21 protein-coding genes are annotated in these 17,898 nt (G+C 50.9%); all 21 read right to left on the bottom strand.

What is annotated here, in order from left to right; all coding sequences use genetic code 11:
- Nucleotides 1-21 precede the first annotated feature (21 nt).
- Nucleotides 22-1,530 carry a F0F1 ATP synthase subunit alpha gene (atpA, locus tag KNQ06_RS00605; RefSeq protein WP_215147018.1) on the bottom strand — a complete coding sequence of 503 codons (1,509 nt, stop codon included), beginning with the start codon at nucleotides 1,528-1,530 and terminating at the stop codon, nucleotides 22-24.
- Nucleotides 1,531-1,549: 19 nt separating this feature from the next.
- Complete coding sequence (locus KNQ06_RS00600; RefSeq protein WP_050676947.1) at nucleotides 1,550-2,083, bottom strand: F0F1 ATP synthase subunit delta; 534 nt, start codon at nucleotides 2,081-2,083, stop codon at nucleotides 1,550-1,552.
- A complete protein-coding gene (gene atpF / locus KNQ06_RS00595; RefSeq protein ID WP_023469498.1) occupies nucleotides 2,083-2,616 on the bottom strand; it encodes a F0F1 ATP synthase subunit B in 534 nt (177 codons plus the stop codon). Before atpF ends, KNQ06_RS00600 begins: the two co-directional genes overlap by 1 nt.
- 127 nt (nucleotides 2,617-2,743) lie before the next feature.
- Nucleotides 2,744-2,956 carry a F0F1 ATP synthase subunit C gene (gene atpE / locus KNQ06_RS00590; RefSeq protein WP_023469499.1) on the bottom strand — a complete coding sequence of 71 codons (213 nt, stop codon included), beginning with the start codon at nucleotides 2,954-2,956 and terminating at the stop codon, nucleotides 2,744-2,746.
- A 75-nt stretch (nucleotides 2,957-3,031) separates the two neighbouring features.
- Nucleotides 3,032-3,775, bottom strand: coding sequence for a F0F1 ATP synthase subunit A (gene atpB / locus KNQ06_RS00585; RefSeq protein WP_023469500.1), 744 nt, complete (start codon nucleotides 3,773-3,775; stop codon nucleotides 3,032-3,034).
- Between the two features lie 8 nt (nucleotides 3,776-3,783).
- A complete protein-coding gene (locus tag KNQ06_RS00580; protein WP_023469501.1) occupies nucleotides 3,784-4,170 on the bottom strand; it encodes an ATP synthase subunit I in 387 nt (128 codons plus the stop codon).
- Nucleotides 4,167-4,385: an AtpZ/AtpI family protein gene (locus KNQ06_RS00575; RefSeq protein ID WP_214858432.1), complete on the bottom strand. Its 219-nt coding sequence runs from the start codon at nucleotides 4,383-4,385 to the stop codon at nucleotides 4,167-4,169. Before KNQ06_RS00575 ends, KNQ06_RS00580 begins: the two co-directional genes overlap by 4 nt.
- Nucleotides 4,386-5,150: 765 nt before the next feature.
- The gene (gene wecB, locus KNQ06_RS00570; protein WP_215147016.1) at nucleotides 5,151-6,284 is read right to left on the bottom strand and encodes a non-hydrolyzing UDP-N-acetylglucosamine 2-epimerase; all 1,134 of its coding nucleotides are present in this window, start codon (nucleotides 6,282-6,284) and stop codon (nucleotides 5,151-5,153) included.
- A 125-nt stretch (nucleotides 6,285-6,409) separates the two neighbouring features.
- On the bottom strand, nucleotides 6,410-7,039 hold the full coding sequence (gene upp / locus KNQ06_RS00565; protein ID WP_029342745.1) for a uracil phosphoribosyltransferase: 630 nt from the start codon (nucleotides 7,037-7,039) through the stop codon (nucleotides 6,410-6,412).
- A 72-nt stretch (nucleotides 7,040-7,111) separates the two neighbouring features.
- Nucleotides 7,112-8,068, bottom strand: coding sequence for a plant Invertase/pectin methylesterase inhibitor family protein (locus KNQ06_RS00560; RefSeq protein WP_215147014.1), 957 nt, complete (start codon nucleotides 8,066-8,068; stop codon nucleotides 7,112-7,114).
- 155 nt (nucleotides 8,069-8,223) lie between these two features.
- Nucleotides 8,224-8,892, bottom strand: coding sequence for an ABC transporter ATP-binding protein (locus tag KNQ06_RS00555; protein ID WP_215147012.1), 669 nt, complete (start codon nucleotides 8,890-8,892; stop codon nucleotides 8,224-8,226).
- Nucleotides 8,889-9,917, bottom strand: a complete 1,029-nt coding sequence (locus KNQ06_RS00550; protein ID WP_214805617.1) for an ABC transporter permease — start codon at nucleotides 9,915-9,917, stop codon at nucleotides 8,889-8,891. Before KNQ06_RS00550 ends, KNQ06_RS00555 begins: the two co-directional genes overlap by 4 nt.
- A 75-nt stretch (nucleotides 9,918-9,992) precedes the next feature.
- On the bottom strand, nucleotides 9,993-11,348 hold the full coding sequence (locus KNQ06_RS00545) for a HAMP domain-containing sensor histidine kinase (RefSeq protein ID WP_214858438.1): 1,356 nt from the start codon (nucleotides 11,346-11,348) through the stop codon (nucleotides 9,993-9,995).
- Nucleotides 11,345-12,013, bottom strand: coding sequence for a response regulator transcription factor (locus tag KNQ06_RS00540; protein WP_064299236.1), 669 nt, complete (start codon nucleotides 12,011-12,013; stop codon nucleotides 11,345-11,347). The genes KNQ06_RS00545 and KNQ06_RS00540 overlap by 4 nt, the downstream gene beginning before the upstream one ends.
- Nucleotides 12,014-12,087: 74 nt before the next feature.
- Entirely contained in the window at nucleotides 12,088-13,347 is a 1,260-nt protein-coding gene (gene glyA / locus KNQ06_RS00535) for a serine hydroxymethyltransferase (RefSeq protein WP_029342751.1), read from the bottom strand.
- 111 nt (nucleotides 13,348-13,458) lie between these two features.
- Nucleotides 13,459-13,998: a TIGR01440 family protein gene (locus KNQ06_RS00530; RefSeq protein WP_023469511.1), complete on the bottom strand. Its 540-nt coding sequence runs from the start codon at nucleotides 13,996-13,998 to the stop codon at nucleotides 13,459-13,461.
- Nucleotides 13,998-14,438 (bottom strand): ribose 5-phosphate isomerase B, encoded by a 441-nt coding sequence (gene rpiB, locus KNQ06_RS00525; RefSeq protein WP_023469512.1) that lies wholly within the window; start codon nucleotides 14,436-14,438, stop codon nucleotides 13,998-14,000. The genes KNQ06_RS00530 and rpiB overlap by 1 nt, the downstream gene beginning before the upstream one ends.
- Before the next feature lie 5 nt (nucleotides 14,439-14,443).
- Nucleotides 14,444-14,959, bottom strand: coding sequence for a low molecular weight protein arginine phosphatase (locus tag KNQ06_RS00520; RefSeq protein WP_023469513.1), 516 nt, complete (start codon nucleotides 14,957-14,959; stop codon nucleotides 14,444-14,446).
- A 17-nt stretch (nucleotides 14,960-14,976) separates the two neighbouring features.
- Entirely contained in the window at nucleotides 14,977-15,975 is a 999-nt protein-coding gene (locus KNQ06_RS00515) for an L-threonylcarbamoyladenylate synthase (protein WP_064299235.1), read from the bottom strand.
- Nucleotides 15,972-16,820: a peptide chain release factor N(5)-glutamine methyltransferase gene (gene prmC / locus KNQ06_RS00510; protein WP_214771716.1), complete on the bottom strand. Its 849-nt coding sequence runs from the start codon at nucleotides 16,818-16,820 to the stop codon at nucleotides 15,972-15,974. Before prmC ends, KNQ06_RS00515 begins: the two co-directional genes overlap by 4 nt.
- Nucleotides 16,820-17,878: a peptide chain release factor 1 gene (prfA, locus tag KNQ06_RS00505; RefSeq protein WP_056064179.1), complete on the bottom strand. Its 1,059-nt coding sequence runs from the start codon at nucleotides 17,876-17,878 to the stop codon at nucleotides 16,820-16,822. The genes prmC and prfA overlap by 1 nt, the downstream gene beginning before the upstream one ends.
- Between the last annotated feature and the right edge of the window lie 20 nt (nucleotides 17,879-17,898).

Below are 17,898 nucleotides of genomic sequence, written 5' to 3'. Positions count from 1 at the left end.
TATCAAGAGCGTTCCGCCGGATTAAACCGTCGCTTGGAACGTTTTCTTAAATTCTGAGATTGCTGCTACGAGCTCTTCGTCTGCTGGAAGGTTACCTGTCTTACGGATCTCATCGCAAAGTTGTTTGCTGTTTTGATCGAGCCAGAGGTTGAGTTCCTTTTCAAAACGACGAATATCCGTTACAGCAACATCATCAAGGTGACCACGAGTCAAGGCATAGATGATGATGACTTGCTTATCGACAGTAAGTGGTTGGTTCAAGTCTTGTTTCAAGACTTCAACTGTCCGCTCACCACGGTTAAGCTTCGATTGAGTCGCTTTATCAAGGTCAGATCCGAACTGTGCGAATGCTTCAAGCTCACGGTAAGATGCGAGGTCAAGACGGAGCGTACCCGCTACCTTCTTCATCGCTTTTACTTGAGCCGAACCACCTACACGCGATACCGAGAGACCCGGGTTGATCGCGGGACGGACACCTGAGAAGAAGAGATCCGATTGAAGGAAGATTTGACCATCCGTGATCGAGATAACGTTCGTCGGGATGTAAGCTGAGATATCCGACGCTTGTGTTTCGATGAACGGAAGGGCAGTCAAACTACCTGCGCCAAGCTCGTCGTTCAACTTCGCCGCACGCTCAAGAAGGCGTGAGTGGAGGTAGAAGACATCCCCTGGGTAAGCTTCGCGGCCTGGTGGGCGTTTCAAGAGAAGTGAAAGCTCACGGTAAGCAGCTGCTTGTTTTGAAAGATCATCATAGATGACAAGAACGTGTTTGCCTTGGTCCATGAAGTGTTCACCCATCGCGACACCTGCGAATGGTGCGAGGTAAAGAAGTGGAGCTGGCTGTGAAGCCGCTGCCGAAACGACGATCGTGTAATCGAGGGCACCGTTTTTACGGAGCGTCTCGACGACGCCACGGACTGTTGATTCTTTTTGTCCGATTGCGACGTAGATACAGATCATGTTTTCTTCTTTTTGGTTGATGATCGTATCGATCGCGATCGACGTTTTACCCGTCTGACGGTCACCGATGATCAACTCACGCTGTCCACGACCGATTGGAACGAGGGCATCGATCGCCTTGATTCCCGTCTGAAGTGGTTCGTGTACCGATTTACGCGCCATGACGCCAGACGCCTTACGCTCGATCGGGTTGTAGTGTTCTGTTTCGATTGGACCAAGACCATCGATTGGCATACCGAGTGGGTTAACGACACGTCCGAGGAGTGCGTCTCCTGTTGGTACTTCCATGATGCGACCCGTACGGCGAACAGAGTCGCCTTCTTTGATTTCAAGGTAGTCACCGAGGATGATGATACCGACGTTGCCTTCTTCTAAGTTTTGCGCCAAGCCCATTGTGCCGTTAGCGAATTCTACGAGCTCTCCCGACATGACGTTGTCGAGTCCGTGTGCACGAGCGATACCATCACCGATTTGGATGACCGTACCTGTCTCGTTCACTTCCATCGTAGAACCGTACTGCGCGATACGCGCTTTAAGCAGGGCGCTGATTTCTTCAGCTCTAATGCTCATGCGTTTCACCCCTATTTTCTTACGCTTTTAACAGCTCACGCTCAAGGCGCGTTAGTTTAGTTTCGATCGTACCGTCATATGTCGTGTAACCGATTTGAACGCGAAGTCCTCCGATGACACGCGTGTCGACGACGTTCTCGACTTCAAGCGTTTTACCTGATTTTTGGCCAAACGTCTCTTTCACTTTCGTGAGTTCCTCGTCTGACAATTTGTATGCACTCGTGACGATTGCCGTCGCGACATTGCGGTGTTCATTCAACAATGCAATGAAGTGTTCCGGTAATGTAACGATCTCTGCTGCCCGGTCGTTTTCGACCATGACGAGCAATGTGTTCAAGACGATCGAGTTGAAGCCAGTGAAGCTTGTTTGAAGAACTTGCTTGAGCTCTTCAGCAGAAATCGATGGGTTATCTAAAACCGAAGCGAGCTCTGGTGTTGCGTGGAGCACTTCGCCGAGCGTCCGCACATCAGCTTCTGCTTGCTCGAGCACATGGTGCTCAAGCGCAAGATCGAAGAGCGCTTTTGCGTAGCGTCCCGCTACGTGATCACGCATTAGTTCGTGCCCTTAGTATCAGCAAGGAATTGATCGACGAGTGCTTTTTGAGCCGCTTCGTCCGTCGCAAGCTGTGTTTTCATGACGTGGCGTGCTGCAGCGATTGCTTGAAGAGCGACATCGTTCTTCAAAGCAGCTTGTGCTTCAGCGCGTTCACGTTCGATCGCACGGCGAGCTTCTTCCTTACTCATTTCGGATTCAAGACGTGCCTGCTCCATCGCACGTGCTTGCTCTGCTTCTGCCTGACGGCGTGATGCTTCTAAAAGGTCGCGTGCTTCCGTACGCGCCTTGTTTAATTCTTCGCGTTGTTGTTCTACGTAGACTTCAGCGTCTTTACGGCTCTTTTCAGCCGAGTTGATCTCGCTAGCCACATGCTCTTCCCGCGCTTTCATCATGTTGACGAGCGGGCCCCATGCGAATTTCTTCAAGAGGATGAGGAGCAAGAGGAAAACGACGATCGTGACGATCATGTTGGCTAGTAAGAGTTGGTTGCCTTCGCCGCCAGCCTCTGCCGCAAGATACGTTAGATTCATTCGATTACACTCCCCTCGTGGTTGGTTCGACTTCAATATCTACATAAGGGAGCCTAAGCTCCCGTGACGGTTCACTCAAACGTTGAACGAATAGCGCCCTATGTAGTCCGTTCTCGTTAATCGTGGATTAAGAGTTGAGAAGAAGGAAACCGACCGCTACACCGATGATTGGAAGTGCCTCGACGAGACCGATACCGATGAACATTGTTTGACGAAGTTCGTTTTTGAGTTCTGGCTGACGTGCTTGACCTAATACTGTACCGTTTACGATAAGACCGTTACCGATACCTGCGCCGAGTGCGCCGAGTCCGATGATGATCGCTGTTGCAATAAGATTCATGATAAATTGCCTCCCTAGAGTATGTTCATTGATTTGTCGTGCTGTTATCGGAAAAGCGGATGCTTTACCTTCGAATTAATGGTCGTGCGCTGCCTTATGTCCGATGTAAACCATCGTCAAGATAAGGAAGATATACGCTTGGATACCACCGATGAAGAGTGAGAATCCTTGCCAGATCAACATCGGGATACCCGAGATGATCGCGCCGACTGGTCCGAGGAATTGGAAATCGTTCGTACCAGAGACGATACCGATCGAAAGAATGATTCCGATCATGATTTCACCAGCGAAGATGTTTCCGTAAAGACGAAGACCGAGCGTCAACGTGTTTGCAAACTCCTCGATGATGGTAATGATAAACATCGGCGTCATGAATGTTTTCGCATAAGCGCCGAAGCCTCGCATCTTCACACCGTAGTAATGACTTAAGACTACTACGAGAGATGAAAGTGCCAGTGTCACGTAAGGATCTGCAGTTGGTGAGTTGAACCAAATGTAGTGTCCCGTCACGACGTTGAATGGGAGACCCATGATGTTGGACACAAGGATGAACAGGAATAATGTCATTCCGAACGTAAGGAAGCGACCCCCTGTTTTCCAGTCCATCGTGCTGCTGATGATGCCGCGAACGAATTCGAGGAACATCTCCATCACGTTTTGAGCACCGGTTGGCTTCATCACAAGACGTCGCGTACCGGCCACGGCAATCAAGAAGACGAGAGCAGCAGCAATCAATACTGTGATCAAGTTCGTCCAGCTACCGTACAGAACGAAGTCACCCCAGAGTGGGATTTCGTAAAGTGGCATTTCGTGGTTCATTTGACTATTCACCTCTTTTCCCGCTTGAGTTCGTGAGTCAAGAACTCACAAAATTGTATGACGTGGCCGGCGAGAAGGCCTATTACCACCGCAGTTAATGACAATTCAGTTTGATACTTCAAACCGATCATCACACAAAGTACCGCGACCGCCATGCGTGAAACGGTCCCTCGAGACACTGGCTTGCGCCCCGTCTCGATTACACGATACATCCGATCGACGCTCAGTCGTTGAAGCGTCAAGATCAGAAAGCTGCCAGTTCCACCAAGTGCTAGTCCATAGATGACTGGGTCACTCGGGCGTCCGATGAGCAGCAGGACAGCAAGGATTCCATAAAAGAGTCCAAACCATCGTAAGTACGCACGATACAACGCATCTTGAAGGATGATGTTCATGTCTTCTCCCCTAACAAGTGCCTGATCATGGCGATCATGCAAAGAATGCCGATGAAAATCCCGATGAACACGGCGAATGTCGCACCCATTTTTTCCCACCATTGTTGTTGTTCCCCATAGTTCCCAACCAAAAAGCCAATGACGATCGGTGCAGCCAGTGCCGTCGAAATTTGCGAGGCCATGACCATACTCTTCGCGAGCCCGTTTTGGCGCACTAGAGACGACCCCCTTTTTTCCCAATTGTGAGTTCTTTTTCTTTCCCACAATTTGCGGATTTTCATACTAGTCAAGAATACAATGAAGCAGCTTTCATAGTCAAATGAATTCACAATAAAAACAGAGCCGAAAAACCTATACATATCAACGATTGATAAGGTTTTCACAGATGTCATCCATGCAAGTCATTTCACGAAGATGTGAAGAAAATATGTAGTACTATCAACGGTTAAAGAGATTGTTCATATGGTGAACAAAACCGTTGAATAGTAACGTTATATCGTGCCCGTTAAAGCGAAACAAGACCTTTAAAATTGATTTGTGTCGATTTTGTGAAAAAACATTTTTTGTTCACAATTGAAAACGCTTCCGAATCGGGACATAAAAACAGCTCTGACATCTGTTTGTAACAATACATTTCAGCGATTTCCATTTTTTCAATCGTGCGGTACGTCACAGCTTGAATCGTCATCGTTTCCTTTCCAGTTTCAAGGTCATCTGGTTTTACATTTTCTAAACAAATGAGCTGATTTTAGCGGAAATGACAAAAATAATATAGCTCCTTCGTGTAAGAAGCTACATATACTAGTATTTTATCTTGCTTTGAATTTTCCACGCTTCCTTCACCCGCTTTCCTCAGGCGAGACACAAGCCAGGATTCACGTTCCTTCCGGTCCGTGAATTCGGGTCTTGTTCGTCTCTGACAGCGCGACTTGTCGCGCTTTCTCCTGTAGGAGTCGGGTGATGACGCGTGTTGTCCTACTTCATTGCGTGAGTAACGGTGCCGGAGCTTCCCCTTGACCGAAGTGATGCAAGATCGCTTGGACGATGCGTTCGGACGCATGACCATCGCCATACGGGTTCGAGGCATGCGCCATCTCGTGATAAAGTGTTTCGTTCGTCAAAAGTTCCGTTGCCATCTGATAAATCGTCTCTTCTTCCGTACCGGCAAGTTTCAACGTTCCTGCAGCAATCCCTTCCGGGCGCTCTGTCGTGTCGCGTAAGACAAGCACAGGTACACCAAGTGATGGCGCTTCTTCCTGTACGCCACCCGAGTCAGTCAGGATTAAATGCGCACGGCTCGCGAAGTTGTGGAAGTCGAACACATCGAGTGGGGCGATCAGAGAAATTCGATCATGCCCTTCAAAGACGGTCTTCGCAGCTTCTTGAACGACTGGGTTGAGGTGGACCGGATAGACGACGTGTGTATCCGTGAACGCATCGACGAGACGGCGAATCGCTCGGAACATCTGATGCATCTTCTCGCCTTGGTTCTCACGACGATGTGCCGTCATCAGGATCAGCTTCCGGTCCCCGACCGTCTCAAGCATCGGATGGACATAATCGGTTTGAACGGTCGTCTGCAGAGCATCGATTGCCGTATTCCCCGTGATGTAGACACCAGCGTGACGGTTCTCGGATGCGAGATTCGCTGCAGCTTGTGCTGTCGGAGCAAAGTGTAAGTCCGCGAGCGTCGACGTCAACTGACGATTGACCTCTTCCGGGAACGGCGAGTATTTATTATATGTCCGCAGTCCCGCCTCGACGTGACCGACTGCGATCTGATTGTAATAGGCAGCCAGGCTTCCGACGAACGTCGTCGTCGTATCCCCATGAACGAGGACAAGATCCGGCTTGATCTCCTTCATAATCGCATCGAGTCCCTCGAGACCACGCGTCGTAATATCAACAAGTGTCTGACGTTGCTTCATGATATTTAAATCATGATCGGGTTCAATCTCGAACAGTTCGAGCACTTGATCGAGCATCTCGCGGTGCTGGGCAGTGATCGTAACATGAACATCAAAAGCAGGGTGTTGCTTCAGGGCATTGACGAGCGGTGCCATCTTGATGGCTTCCGGTCGTGTCCCGAAAATCGGCATGACTGTAATCGGCATGGTGACTTCCTCCTTTTTTCCTTTTTTCATTAAAGCATATTTCAGCAGTCTTGCGCAGTTTACGAAATAGCAACGAAAAGACCGCAGATCATCGTCTGCGGTCTTTTTGTGTATCTTGCTGTTTTTTACTTCGTTCCGAAGAGACGGTCTCCTGCATCACCGAGTCCTGGGACGATATATCCGTGGTCGTCCAACTTCTCGTCGAGTGCCGCGAGGTAGATGTCGACATCCGGGTGTTCTTCTTGAACGCGTTTGACGCCTTCAGGTGCTGCACAGAGACATGCGAGCTTGATGCTCTTTGCCCCTTGTTTCTTTAAGGAGGAGATGGCGTCTGCCGCCGAACCACCTGTCGCAAGCATCGGGTCAACGACGACGAAATCACGTTCTGCGACGTCTGTTGGGAGCTTGAGGTAGTATTCCGTTGGCTCGAGTGTCTCTGGGTCACGGTACAAACCGATGTGACCGACTTTGACGTTCGGCATCATGCGGAGCATGCCGTCGACCATACCGAGACCGGCGCGGAGAATCGGGACGATCCCGAGTTTCTTGCCTTCGATCATCTTTTGCGTCGTCTTCGTGACCGGTGTCTCGATCGCGACATCTGTGAGTGGAAGGTCACGTGTGATTTCATATGCCATCAATGAAGCCACCTCGTCGACAAGTTCCCGGAATTGTTTCGTTCCTGTTTCGACTTTACGCATGATCGTCATCTTGTGCTGAATCAATGGGTGATCAAATACATGTACTTTACTCATTGTTTGCATCTCCTCTCCATTCTCTTTTCGCATTGTACTCTAAAAACGTACTGCTTGGGAACTGTTTTTTCGTCAGTTCCCGAGCGTACTCTTCCCTGATAGAATTGCTTTTGCGGCGTAAGACCATTCATTGTCCGGTTGTTTCGCGAGTTCTTGCAGGGTCGCACGATAATCACCTTTTTTATATTTTTGTTCATAGACCGCTTGCATCCAGAGGACGTCACTCATGTATCCGGACTTCGGGAAATCTTTCCGATAGGCAATATAATCCGCCTGTGTCGTCTGCTTGAGCTTTCCGGCAGCGATCAACTTATAGAAGCGTGCCATACCTGCTGTCTCTTTGTTCGTCAAGACGGATCCGGTCAAGACACTGTCTGCTCGTTTGTAGTCTTTCGCCTGAACAGCAGCAACCCCTTGCTCGAGCGCGTCTTTCGCAGACACTTTTGGCTCCTGCGTTTCCGTTTTTGTTTCCTTCTTCTCTGGCTTGATCGCTTTCGCCTTCTCTTGCTCACTTGCCAACTGTTCGTTTTTTTCTTTTAACTGTTCGACTTCCGTTTGCAACGCTGCGAGTTGTTGCTCGACCTCTGTTTGTTTCGTTGCGACCGGTGTTGCGGGTTCGCTATCCAACTGTGTCCAGACGAGAATGAGAGAGACGACAGCAACGGCTCCACCAATCCACCACTGGTTCATTTTTCCGAGTCTCTTCCAGTCTTTCAATTGTGGATGATTCTGAACCGTCATCGGAAACGATGACAGTCGTTTCTGCACAATGCGTTTTCCGCCTGCTTTTCCTGCAATCGCCAGGCGATAACGATAGACTTCTGCTGGCATCGGTAAGGTCTTCCACTGTTCGAAACGAGCATCCGCTTGCTCATAAAATCCTGCCTGTTGCATGATGACGATTGCTTTGAAATCTTCGAGCATCCGTTGATATTCCCGGCGCTCGCGGCTTTTATGTGTAAACCATTCCGTCAATCGTTCGGTCTGGATGGCTTGTAATTCACTTTGAATCAAGGCTGTCAAATTCACATTTATTTCCACCCTTATCTTTTTTTACTATGGTTAAGTATAACAAAGATAACGCTTCCGCAAATGGTCCGTTTCCCCTATCTTGTGGACAAATCATCAAAAAAAACCTTTTGCTTTTACATGCACTGACGCACGAAAGCAAAAGGAAAAGTCGTTCAGCTATGAGAATAGGATCGGGATGCTGTTGCTTCCGTGATCCGCCCATCTTCAATCCGCCAAATCCGGTCACAGACGTCAAGCATCCGTTCGTCATGCGTGATGACGATGACGGTCTTGTTAGAAACATGCGCTTGTTGTTGTAACAACTCCATCACCCGGCGACCATTCGGATAATCGAGACTTGCCGTCGGTTCATCCGCGAGTACAAGTCGTGGTTCATTGACGAAGGCCCGGGCAATCGCGACACGTTGTCGTTCGCCACCTGATAAGGCGTGCGGCAAATGGTCTTTCCGGTGCTCGAGTCCGAACACGGCGAGCGCCGCCGTCGCGTCAACCGTCCGTCCAGCCTCCTTTGCGACCAATTCGAGTTGCTCTCCTGCTGTCAAAAATGGTACGAGATGCGATTCTTGAAAGATGAACCCGACTTCCTCGAGACGCAAACGACGACGTTCTTCGTCCGCTGCTTCACTGACGCACGTATCATCAAAGTAGACGGCACCGTTCGTTGGTGTCTGTAACAATCCAAGCAACTGGAGCAATGTACTTTTCCCGCTACCACTTGGTCCGACGAGGGCAATCAACTCACCCGCTTCTGCTTGTAAGTTGATGTCATGTAGAACCGTCATCTCACCATAACTTTGCTCAATCTGATTTAATCGAATCATCCGTTCATTCCTCCCATCGCATCTGCCGCTTCGAGTTTCTTGACCATCCGTAACGGAACGAGCGCACCGAGGATTGCCGTTACGAGTAAAATGCCGCCGTACATCAGACTAGTCGACCATTCAAAACGGAATGGAAGATCCGCCGGTAAGAAACGACTTGTTAAATAGGTGATGGCGACGCTGACAGCAAAGGCGAGGCTCGTCAAGAGGATGACTTGTACGAGTAGACTCGCACCCATCGTCCGGGTCCGGATGCCGATTGCCTTCAAGACACCGAGCTGTTTCATCTTTTGCATCGTCAAAATATAGAAGAAGGCAGTCAGAATCAATGCCCCGATGACGACGAGTGCGACCCGCATCATCTGGAAGGAGTTTTGCTCCGCTGCATAGCCTGGTACGTTCTCAACGACTGCTTGTTTTGAGAAGACGGCTTGATCCGTTTGCAACGACTGACCGATATACGCTGAGACGTATGATGCCCCCATCTTCGATTGCCATGCTTGCCACGATTCATCCGTCATCCAAAGGACCGGTGCGTGACTATAACGTCCGTCCGTTACTGTACCGGCAATTCGGAACGTCTCTTTCGTCCGAAAATCCGTAATCGTATCGCCAACACGGGTTCCGCGTTGCTCCGCGTACGCAGCATCAACGAGAACTTCACCTTTTTGCAATGATTGCAACTGTTTTGGACCATAATTCGTCGTCTCTGGTAACGCAAAGACCGTCACATCATCCTTCGTTCCATTCTTCTTCTCAAGCACCATGTTCTGGACACCGAGTGCTTCCGCGCCCTTTGGTGTCTCGTCCGCCTGTAAGAACGAACGCGTCAGCTGTCCTTCTGCGTCTTTACTCAGCGCAAACTGCTCGACCGGCAGATTCCGAACGGCAGCCCCATTGTCATAGGCCAGTCCATCCGCAAGACCGGTGATCATCAAAATCAATAAGACGATCAACATCGTCACGATCGTCATCCAACTGAATCGTCCTTTCATCCGGACGAGTTCTTTCCATCCTAATTTCATTGCGTGATCCCTCCTGTATGTTCGCTACAGGATTGATGATACGACTGCAATATGAACGGAACATGAACGCACGTGTCAAATGCGTAAAAAAGTCAATGTCACAGTCAAACCAGATGAATCAGACGACAAGTTCGCGTCCCCACCAAGTTGGCGCATCGTCTCTTTAACGATCGCAAGCCCGAGTCCCGTCCCGCGCGACGTTCGGGATGCATCGCCTTGATAAAAGCGTTCAAAGGCATGTTCCATCTGTTGTTCGGTCATCCCTGGTCCTTCGTCCTTGATTCGGACGATGACCTGATTCACTTGTTCTTCCGCCTGAATATGAATCGTCGCTCCTTCGGCTGAGACTGAGACGGCATTTCGAATGACATTTTGGAAGACATGTTCGAGCGCACTGGCATCTGCTTGAATCTGTAGTGCTGGCGATACATCGAGTGCGACAGCGATGCCTTGCTCATCCAGCTGAAATGCAAGTGTTGTGAGTGTCGTCTCTAGACTCGTTCGTAGATCGAGTGCTTGTCGCTTGAAGCGCCGTCCTTCATCGAGCTTTGCTAAGATCAATAATTGACGCGTCAGCTCCGACATTCGCGCTGCCTCTTGTTGAATGATCGCCCGTCTCCTGACGTCTTCTCCCGTCACGTCGAGTTGTCCCGCGTACCCCGAGATCGTCGTCAGCGGTGACTGGAATTCATGCGAGACGTTTGCGACGAACCGACGTCGTTCCGTATCGGACGCTTCAATCGCCATCGCCATCTCGTCAAAGCGTCGGGACAGTTCACCAATCTCATCGCGCGCCTTCGTTCCGACTCGAATTCCATAGTCGCCGTCTGCCATCTGTTCCGTTGCTTTTGTCAGGCGCCGGATCGGACGCACGAGATACCGGATCGAGAAGACGAGCAAGAGAAAGCTGATCACGACAAGCAGTCCGAGGAACAGACCAACGAACAGGTGTAACTCGCGAATCTGCCGACTCAAGTCCGGACGGACGAAGATTGCATCCGTTCCTTGTGCCGTCTTGACCGACGTCCCGTACGTGTTGATGACTTCGTTATCGAATAGTCCAAGCAGGAAGAGATGAAACGGATACTCACGCATCCCGTAGTACGGTTGACCATTTTTCACTTGCTCGATGACTTGACTCGAGAGCGTTTCATTGCGAAATGTGTTTCCGTAACGCTCCGTTCCGTCATCTGTTCGAACATACAGTTGAAAGCCAGTTGCTTGTAACATCCGGTAAAACGATTCTGTCTTTCCGTCACCATGCGTCTCGTAGTAATCAATCGCTGTCTCGACCGCTTCCTCGACTTTTTGGCTATAGCTGTCCTGCCAAAACGAATAGTAGGCAATGTTACTGATTAAAAGAGCGAGTAGTGCGGACACGAGTAGGACGACACAGACGAGTCCGACGATTTTCGTATAGAGGCTTCTCATGCTTCGACCTCCAACCGGTAGCCGAGTCCGCGGACGGTCTCGATCTTCACGTGATTCGTCTCCTTCAGGCGTCCACGAAGTCGTTTGATGTGGACGTCAATCGTCCGGTCATCCCCCATGAAATCAAGTCCCCAGACGTGTTCGATCAATTCCTCGCGGCTGAAGACCCGTCCCGGGAAACTTGCCAGCTGATGTAATAATTCGAACTCGCGCCGCGGGAGTGTCCACTCGGTCGACTGGATCGTTACGAGCTGACTGCGTTTATCAATCGTGACATCCCCGAGATGTAAGACGGGTTGCGCCGCTTTTTGATAGCGCCGAGCCACGGCGTGAAGCCGAAACACTAATTCTTCCGGATCGAACGGCTTTGTGATGTAATCATCAGCACCTGCTGCAAAGCCGTCTCGCTTATCCGTCAGTTCACCGAGCGCCGTCAGCATCAAGATTGGGATGTCCCCGTTTTGCCGTAATCGCTCACATAGGACGAGACCGGTCTGCCCGGGGAGCAGGACATCGAGCACGGCTGCTTCGAACGTCATCGTCTCAATCCAAGCGAGCGCTTCGTTTCCGTCTGCTGTCGCTCGGACGGAGTGCCCGTCGGCCTGTAACGTCGATACGACAAGTGCTTGAATATGTGGATCATCTTCAACGACTAGAATATACATCGTACGCCTCCTTTTTTAGACAAACAAAAATCCCCTTCCCCTTCTCATAACGAAAAGGACGAAGGGGATGACGGTCATCCGCGCTCTGGGTAGAGTGGGAAACGACCTGTCAAAGCAACGACACGCTCGCGTGCTTGTGCGAGAACGTCTGCTTCTTCTGGGTGGTTCAAGACGAGTTCGATCAACTCGGCGATTTCTTTCATTTCAGCTTCCTTGAAGCCACGTGATGTCATGGCTGCCGTTCCGATCCGGATACCACTCGTGACGAACGGGCTCGCTGGGTCGAACGGAATCGTGTTCTTGTTGACCGTGATGCCGGCTTCGTCAAGTGCATGCTCAGCGAGTTTCCCTGTGATCCCGAGCGGTTGCAAGTCGACGAGGAGCAAGTGATTATCCGTTCCGCCTGAGACGATCCGGAGTCCACGCTTCGTCAATTCCTCACCGAGGACTTTGGCGTTCGTGACGACTTGACCGATATAGTCCTTGAACTCTGGTGCAAGCGCTTCACCGAACGCGACAGCTTTCGCGGCGATGACGTGCATGAGTGGACCACCTTGGATCCCTGGGAAAATCGCTTTATCGATTGCTTTCGCATGCTCTTCTTTACAGAGGATCATCCCACCACGTGGACCACGCAACGTCTTATGCGTCGTCGTCGTGACGAAGTGTGCATGCTCAACCGGGTTCGGGTGCTGACCTGCTGCGACGAGTCCGGCGATGTGTGCCATGTCGACCATCAAGTAAGCGCCGACGCTGTCTGCGATTTCACGGAAACGTTTGAAGTCGATGACGCGCGGATACGCCGATGCGCCCGCGACGATTAATTTTGGTTTATGCTCTTCTGCTAATTTCGCGACGACGTCATAATCAATCATCTCTGTCTCTTGATCGACACCGTATTCCACGAAGTTGTACTGGACACCGGAGAAATTGACGGGGCTACCGTGCGTCAGATGGCCACCGTGCGAGAGGTTCATCCCGAGGACCGTATCGCCTTGCTCGAGAATCGTGAAGTAGACCGCCATGTTCGCTTGTGCGCCCGAGTGTGGTTGCACGTTCGCGTGCTCCGCTCCGAAGATTTCCTTCGCGCGGTCGCGTGCTAAATTCTCAGCGAGATCGACATACTCACAGCCACCATAATAACGACGACCTGGGTAACCTTCTGCGTACTTGTTCGTCAAGACGCTGCCTTGTGCTTCCATGACAGCTTGCGAGACGAAGTTCTCGGATGCGATCAATTCGATGTTATCCCGTTGACGACCTAGTTCCTGGCGCATTGCCGAAAAGAGTGCCTCATCTTGTTGTTTCAGATACGTAAGCGGTGTTTGTTCCATCTGAATTCCCCCATTTCATTTCGATAGACCTATCTTAACACGAATGTTTCGTTCCCGGCATCCCTAAAAACAACATCAAAAAAGCAAGGGGTGCGCAACCCCTTGCATCAATCATTCGTATTTAGCACGTGCTCCACCGATTAATTTCGGTCGTGTCACGGCTGCCGTCACGTGTGCCTCACCGATTTCCTTGTGCGGCAAGCGCACAGGAATCGCAACAGCTTTCAAGTGCATCCCGATGAACGTATCACCGATATCAATCCCGGCGTCTGCCTGAATCGCTTCGACGACGACCGGTGCCGAGAAGCGTTGATAGGCAGCACTCGCCATCGATCCACCGGCTTCCGGAACAGGAACGACTGTTACCGGATCGAGCCCGAGTCGTTCTGCCGTTTGCCGCTCAAGCGTCAGCGCCCGGTTGATATGCTCACAGCCTTGGAAGGCAAGATCGACTTGGTGCGACCGACGAAAGGCATCGAAAACGTCAAACAACGCGTCTGCGACTTCCGGTGAACCGGCCTTGCCGATTTGTTTGCCGATGACTTCACTCGTCGAACAGCCGATCACGAGCAATTTTCCTTTTAAGGAAAATCGTTCATCCAGAGCGTTCAGTGCTTCTTCTAAATCGTGCTGGATGCGTGTCAAGTCCATTACTTCACCTCATAATCTGAGATTTTGCAAACGCGGTTCTCATGACGTCCGCCTTCGAATTCCGTTTCAAGCCAAAGCTGTGCGATCTCACGAGCCAGTCCTGGACCGATGACGCGTTCGCCCATCGTTAAGATGTTCGAATCGTTGTGCTGACGCGTCGCTTTCGCGCTGAACGTATCATGGACGAGTGCTGCTCGGATGCCCTTGACTTTGTTCGCTGCGATTCCGATCCCGATACCTGTTCCACAAATCAAGATGCCACGATCAAACTCTCCGCTTGCGACTGCCTCAGCGACTGGAATCGCGACATCCGGATAATCGATCGAGTCGGCTGAATGCGTACCGAAGTCCGTATAGTCGATGCCGAGCTCTTGTAAGAGGTCGTTGATTTCTGCCTTTAACTTAAAACCGCCATGATCCGCGCCGATTGCTACTTTCATCTTTACTATTCCCCCGTTTGTTTAGGTTGTTTTTTCGGAAGTTTCCGTGTATCCGGAGCTTTTCTTCCGTTTCCGTTCTGCGTCAATTTTAACACAAGACGGTTGACGAGGGGTTCGAGTTCATTACGTACTTGCCGGTAGACGTTCATTGATCCGCCGTACGGATCGTTGATGTCCCGTTCAAGCCCTGTCACATATTCATATAAGGTAAACGTCCGTTCCTTCAGTTCCGGATAGCGTTCACCGACTTCCTGCTTGTGCTGACGCGTCATCGTCAAGATGATGTCAGACCAACGCCCGAGTACATCATCAAAGACTTGCGTATAGTGTTCGAGTTCGATCCCGCGCTCACGTAACACTTGTAAGGCGTTCTCGGACGCATCAAATCCTTGCATCGAACGTAGTCCTGCTGAACGGACGTCGAATTCCTGATCAGCGACTTTCGAGCGTAGTAACGCCATCGCCATCGGGCTACGGCATGTATTTCCTGTACAGATGAATAAAACGCGACGTGTGCTCATCTCCGTATCCTCCTTCTTCAAGGGCGAATGACCCGACCACCTGCTGCTTTATGGAGGCGGTTGCGGACCGCAAGCCCCACCCCTTCTTCTGATAGGTCTCGTACAAAAATCTGATCCACCGTCGTCTGATCAAATCGCCGTAAACAATCGTAAAGACGTTGTGCCGCCGTTTCCATCGAATTACCAAGGGAGCAGCGAACATCTGCGTCGACTTCCTCCCCGTCAAACAGGAGGACGCCCGTCTTGTGTCCGGTTTGTCGTGCATCATCGATGAGTTGCTGTAAGAATGAAAGATCTCCCTCCACTACGGAAAGTGTTGCTTCCGGTGCGTAGTGGGTATATTTCATCCCGGGTGCCTTCGGTGTAACATCTTTCATCGATAAGGCAGGATCGAGTGTGACAGGACCGATGACCGACTCGATTTGTTCGCGTGTCACGCCGCCCGGTCGTAAAATCGCCGGTGGCGTCATCGTACAATCGATGACAGTCGATTCGACCCCGATGCCCGTTTCCCCTCCATCGACGATCGCAGCGATGCGTCCCGAGAGGTCATGTGCGACGTGCGCAGATGACGTCGGTGAAGGTTTTCCGGAACGGTTGGCACTCGGTGCTGCGAGACCCAACCCTGTCGCCTCGATCAATCGAAGCGCGAGCGGATGGTCTGGCATCCGTAATCCGATCGTATCTAGTCCTGCTGTGACGAGTGTGGATGCGGTGCCGTTCGATTCGAGGATGATCGTCAAGGCTCCTGGCCAGAACGCCTCCATCAAACGAGCCGCGACATCTGGGATGTGCGTGACGAACTGATGTGCCTGTTCTACGGATGCGACATGGACAATCAGCGGATTGTCAGAAGGTCGACCCTTCGCGGCGAAGATTCGCCGAACAGCCGCTTCGTTCGTTGCGTCCCCTGCGAGACCATAGACGGTCTCGGTCGGCATCGCCACGACCTCTCCTTCCTGCAATAACCGAACTGCTTCATCCATCGTCTGTAAGTCAATCATTTCCGTCTTCACGCTGTACAATCCTTTCGTTCCGCATACACGATACGGTCTTTACCGTTTATATCTTTTAAAATACCCGTTTCCGCATTTGGATAACGTTCTTTTAACATCATTTGCACTTCTGGTCCTTGATTGTGTCCAATTTCAAACGCAATCAGTCGGAAATCGTCGCGTAGGACCCGTCCACTCTCCTCGACGAGACGTCGGTAAAAGACGAGACCGTCTTTTCCGCCAAACAGGGCGAGATGCGGTTCGTGGTCGAACACGACTTCACTGAGTAATTCCTCTTCCTCGATATAAGGAGGATTCGAAACAAGCACCCGCACGGAATCATCCGCAAGTGGCGCTAGTAAATCTCCTTCAAGGAACGTCACGTCTCCACCAAGCTTCGCTTGATTTTGCTTCGCGACTGCAATCGCGGCCGGTGAAATATCGACGGTCGTGACCGGTTGCTCGAGTTCGAGGGCGAGCGTGATTCCAATCGCTCCGCTACCAGTTCCGATGTCGACGATCTGTCCCGCGGTGAACGACTCACGTTTGAGACGCTCCGTGACGAAGACGATCAACTCTTCCGTTTCCGGTCGTGGAATCAAGACATCCGGTGTGACACGGAAATCCCGTCCATAAAACGGCTGATAGCCGATTAAATGCTGAACGGGTACGCCGTGAACATGAGCAAGCAAGTATTCACTGAATCGTAAATCTTGCTCCGGCGTCAATTCATCGGACAAGCGGACAAGGAGTCCGGTCCGGTCGACATCCAAGACGTGCATGAGTAACCATTCGGCACTTGAACCCTCGCGTCCTGCTTGTTCCATCATCGTTTTTGCATCATTTAGACGTTTTGCGATCCGCATCAGTTCGCCGCCTCCGATGCCCGCGCCTGATATTCCATGACAAGCGTATCGATGACTTCATCCATCTCGCCTTGTAAGATTCGATCAAGCTTCTGGATCGTTAATCCGATCCGGTGATCCGTCACCCGGTTTTGAGCGAAATTATACGTCCGAATCCGCTCTGAACGGTCACCCGTACCGACAGCCGACTTCCGTTTTTCATCATATTCCGCTTGCTGTTCGCGTTGAATCTTATCGTAGACACGCGCACGCAAGACCTTCATCGCTTTTTCCTTATTCTTGATTTGCGACTTCTCATCTTGACAGCTGGCGACGATTCCTGTCGGCACGTGCGTGACACGGACAGCGGACTGTGTCGTATTGACGGACTGGCCACCCGGTCCACTCGACGTGAACGTATCGACTCGGACATCCTTGTCATGGATCTCGACTTCGACGTCTTCTGCTTCCGGTAGCACGGCGACAGTCGCTGTTGATGTATGAATCCGCCCGCCGGATTCCGTTGACGGAACGCGTTGGACGCGGTGTGCCCCGTTCTCGTATTTCAACTTCGAATAAGCACCTGTTCCTTTGACAATGAAGATGATTTCTTTGTAGCCACCGAGTTCCGTGTAGCTCGCATCGATGATCTCAATCTTCCAGTTCTGTTTCTCAGCAAACTTCGAGTACATCTTGAACAGGTCACCCGCAAATAAGGCTGCCTCGTCTCCCCCTGCTGCACCACGAATCTCGACGATGACGTTCTTATCGTCATTCGGATCCTTCGGTAATAATAAAGCCTTCAGCTTCGCTTCGAGCTCTTTGATCTCCGGTTCAAGCATCGCGACTTCTTCCTTCGCAAGGTCGCGCATCTCCGGATCCGTCAACATTTGACGTGCCTCTTGATAAGCTTCCATCTTCTCGCGGTAGACACGGTACGTCTCGACAGTCGGCGCAAGTTGTGACTGCTCTTTTGAGACCTCTCGCAATTGATTCGTATCATTAATGATGGCTGGATCAGCCAACATATCATTCAGTTTTTCATAACGGTCCTCTAACGCACTCAATCGATCCAACATCTCGGTCATCCTTCCTGGCG

This window comes from Exiguobacterium sp. s91 (assembly GCF_018618915.1).
Classification (GTDB): domain Bacteria; phylum Bacillota; class Bacilli; order Exiguobacteriales; family Exiguobacteriaceae; genus Exiguobacterium_A; species Exiguobacterium_A abrahamii.
This window is presented reverse-complemented; position numbering and strand designations above follow the sequence as displayed.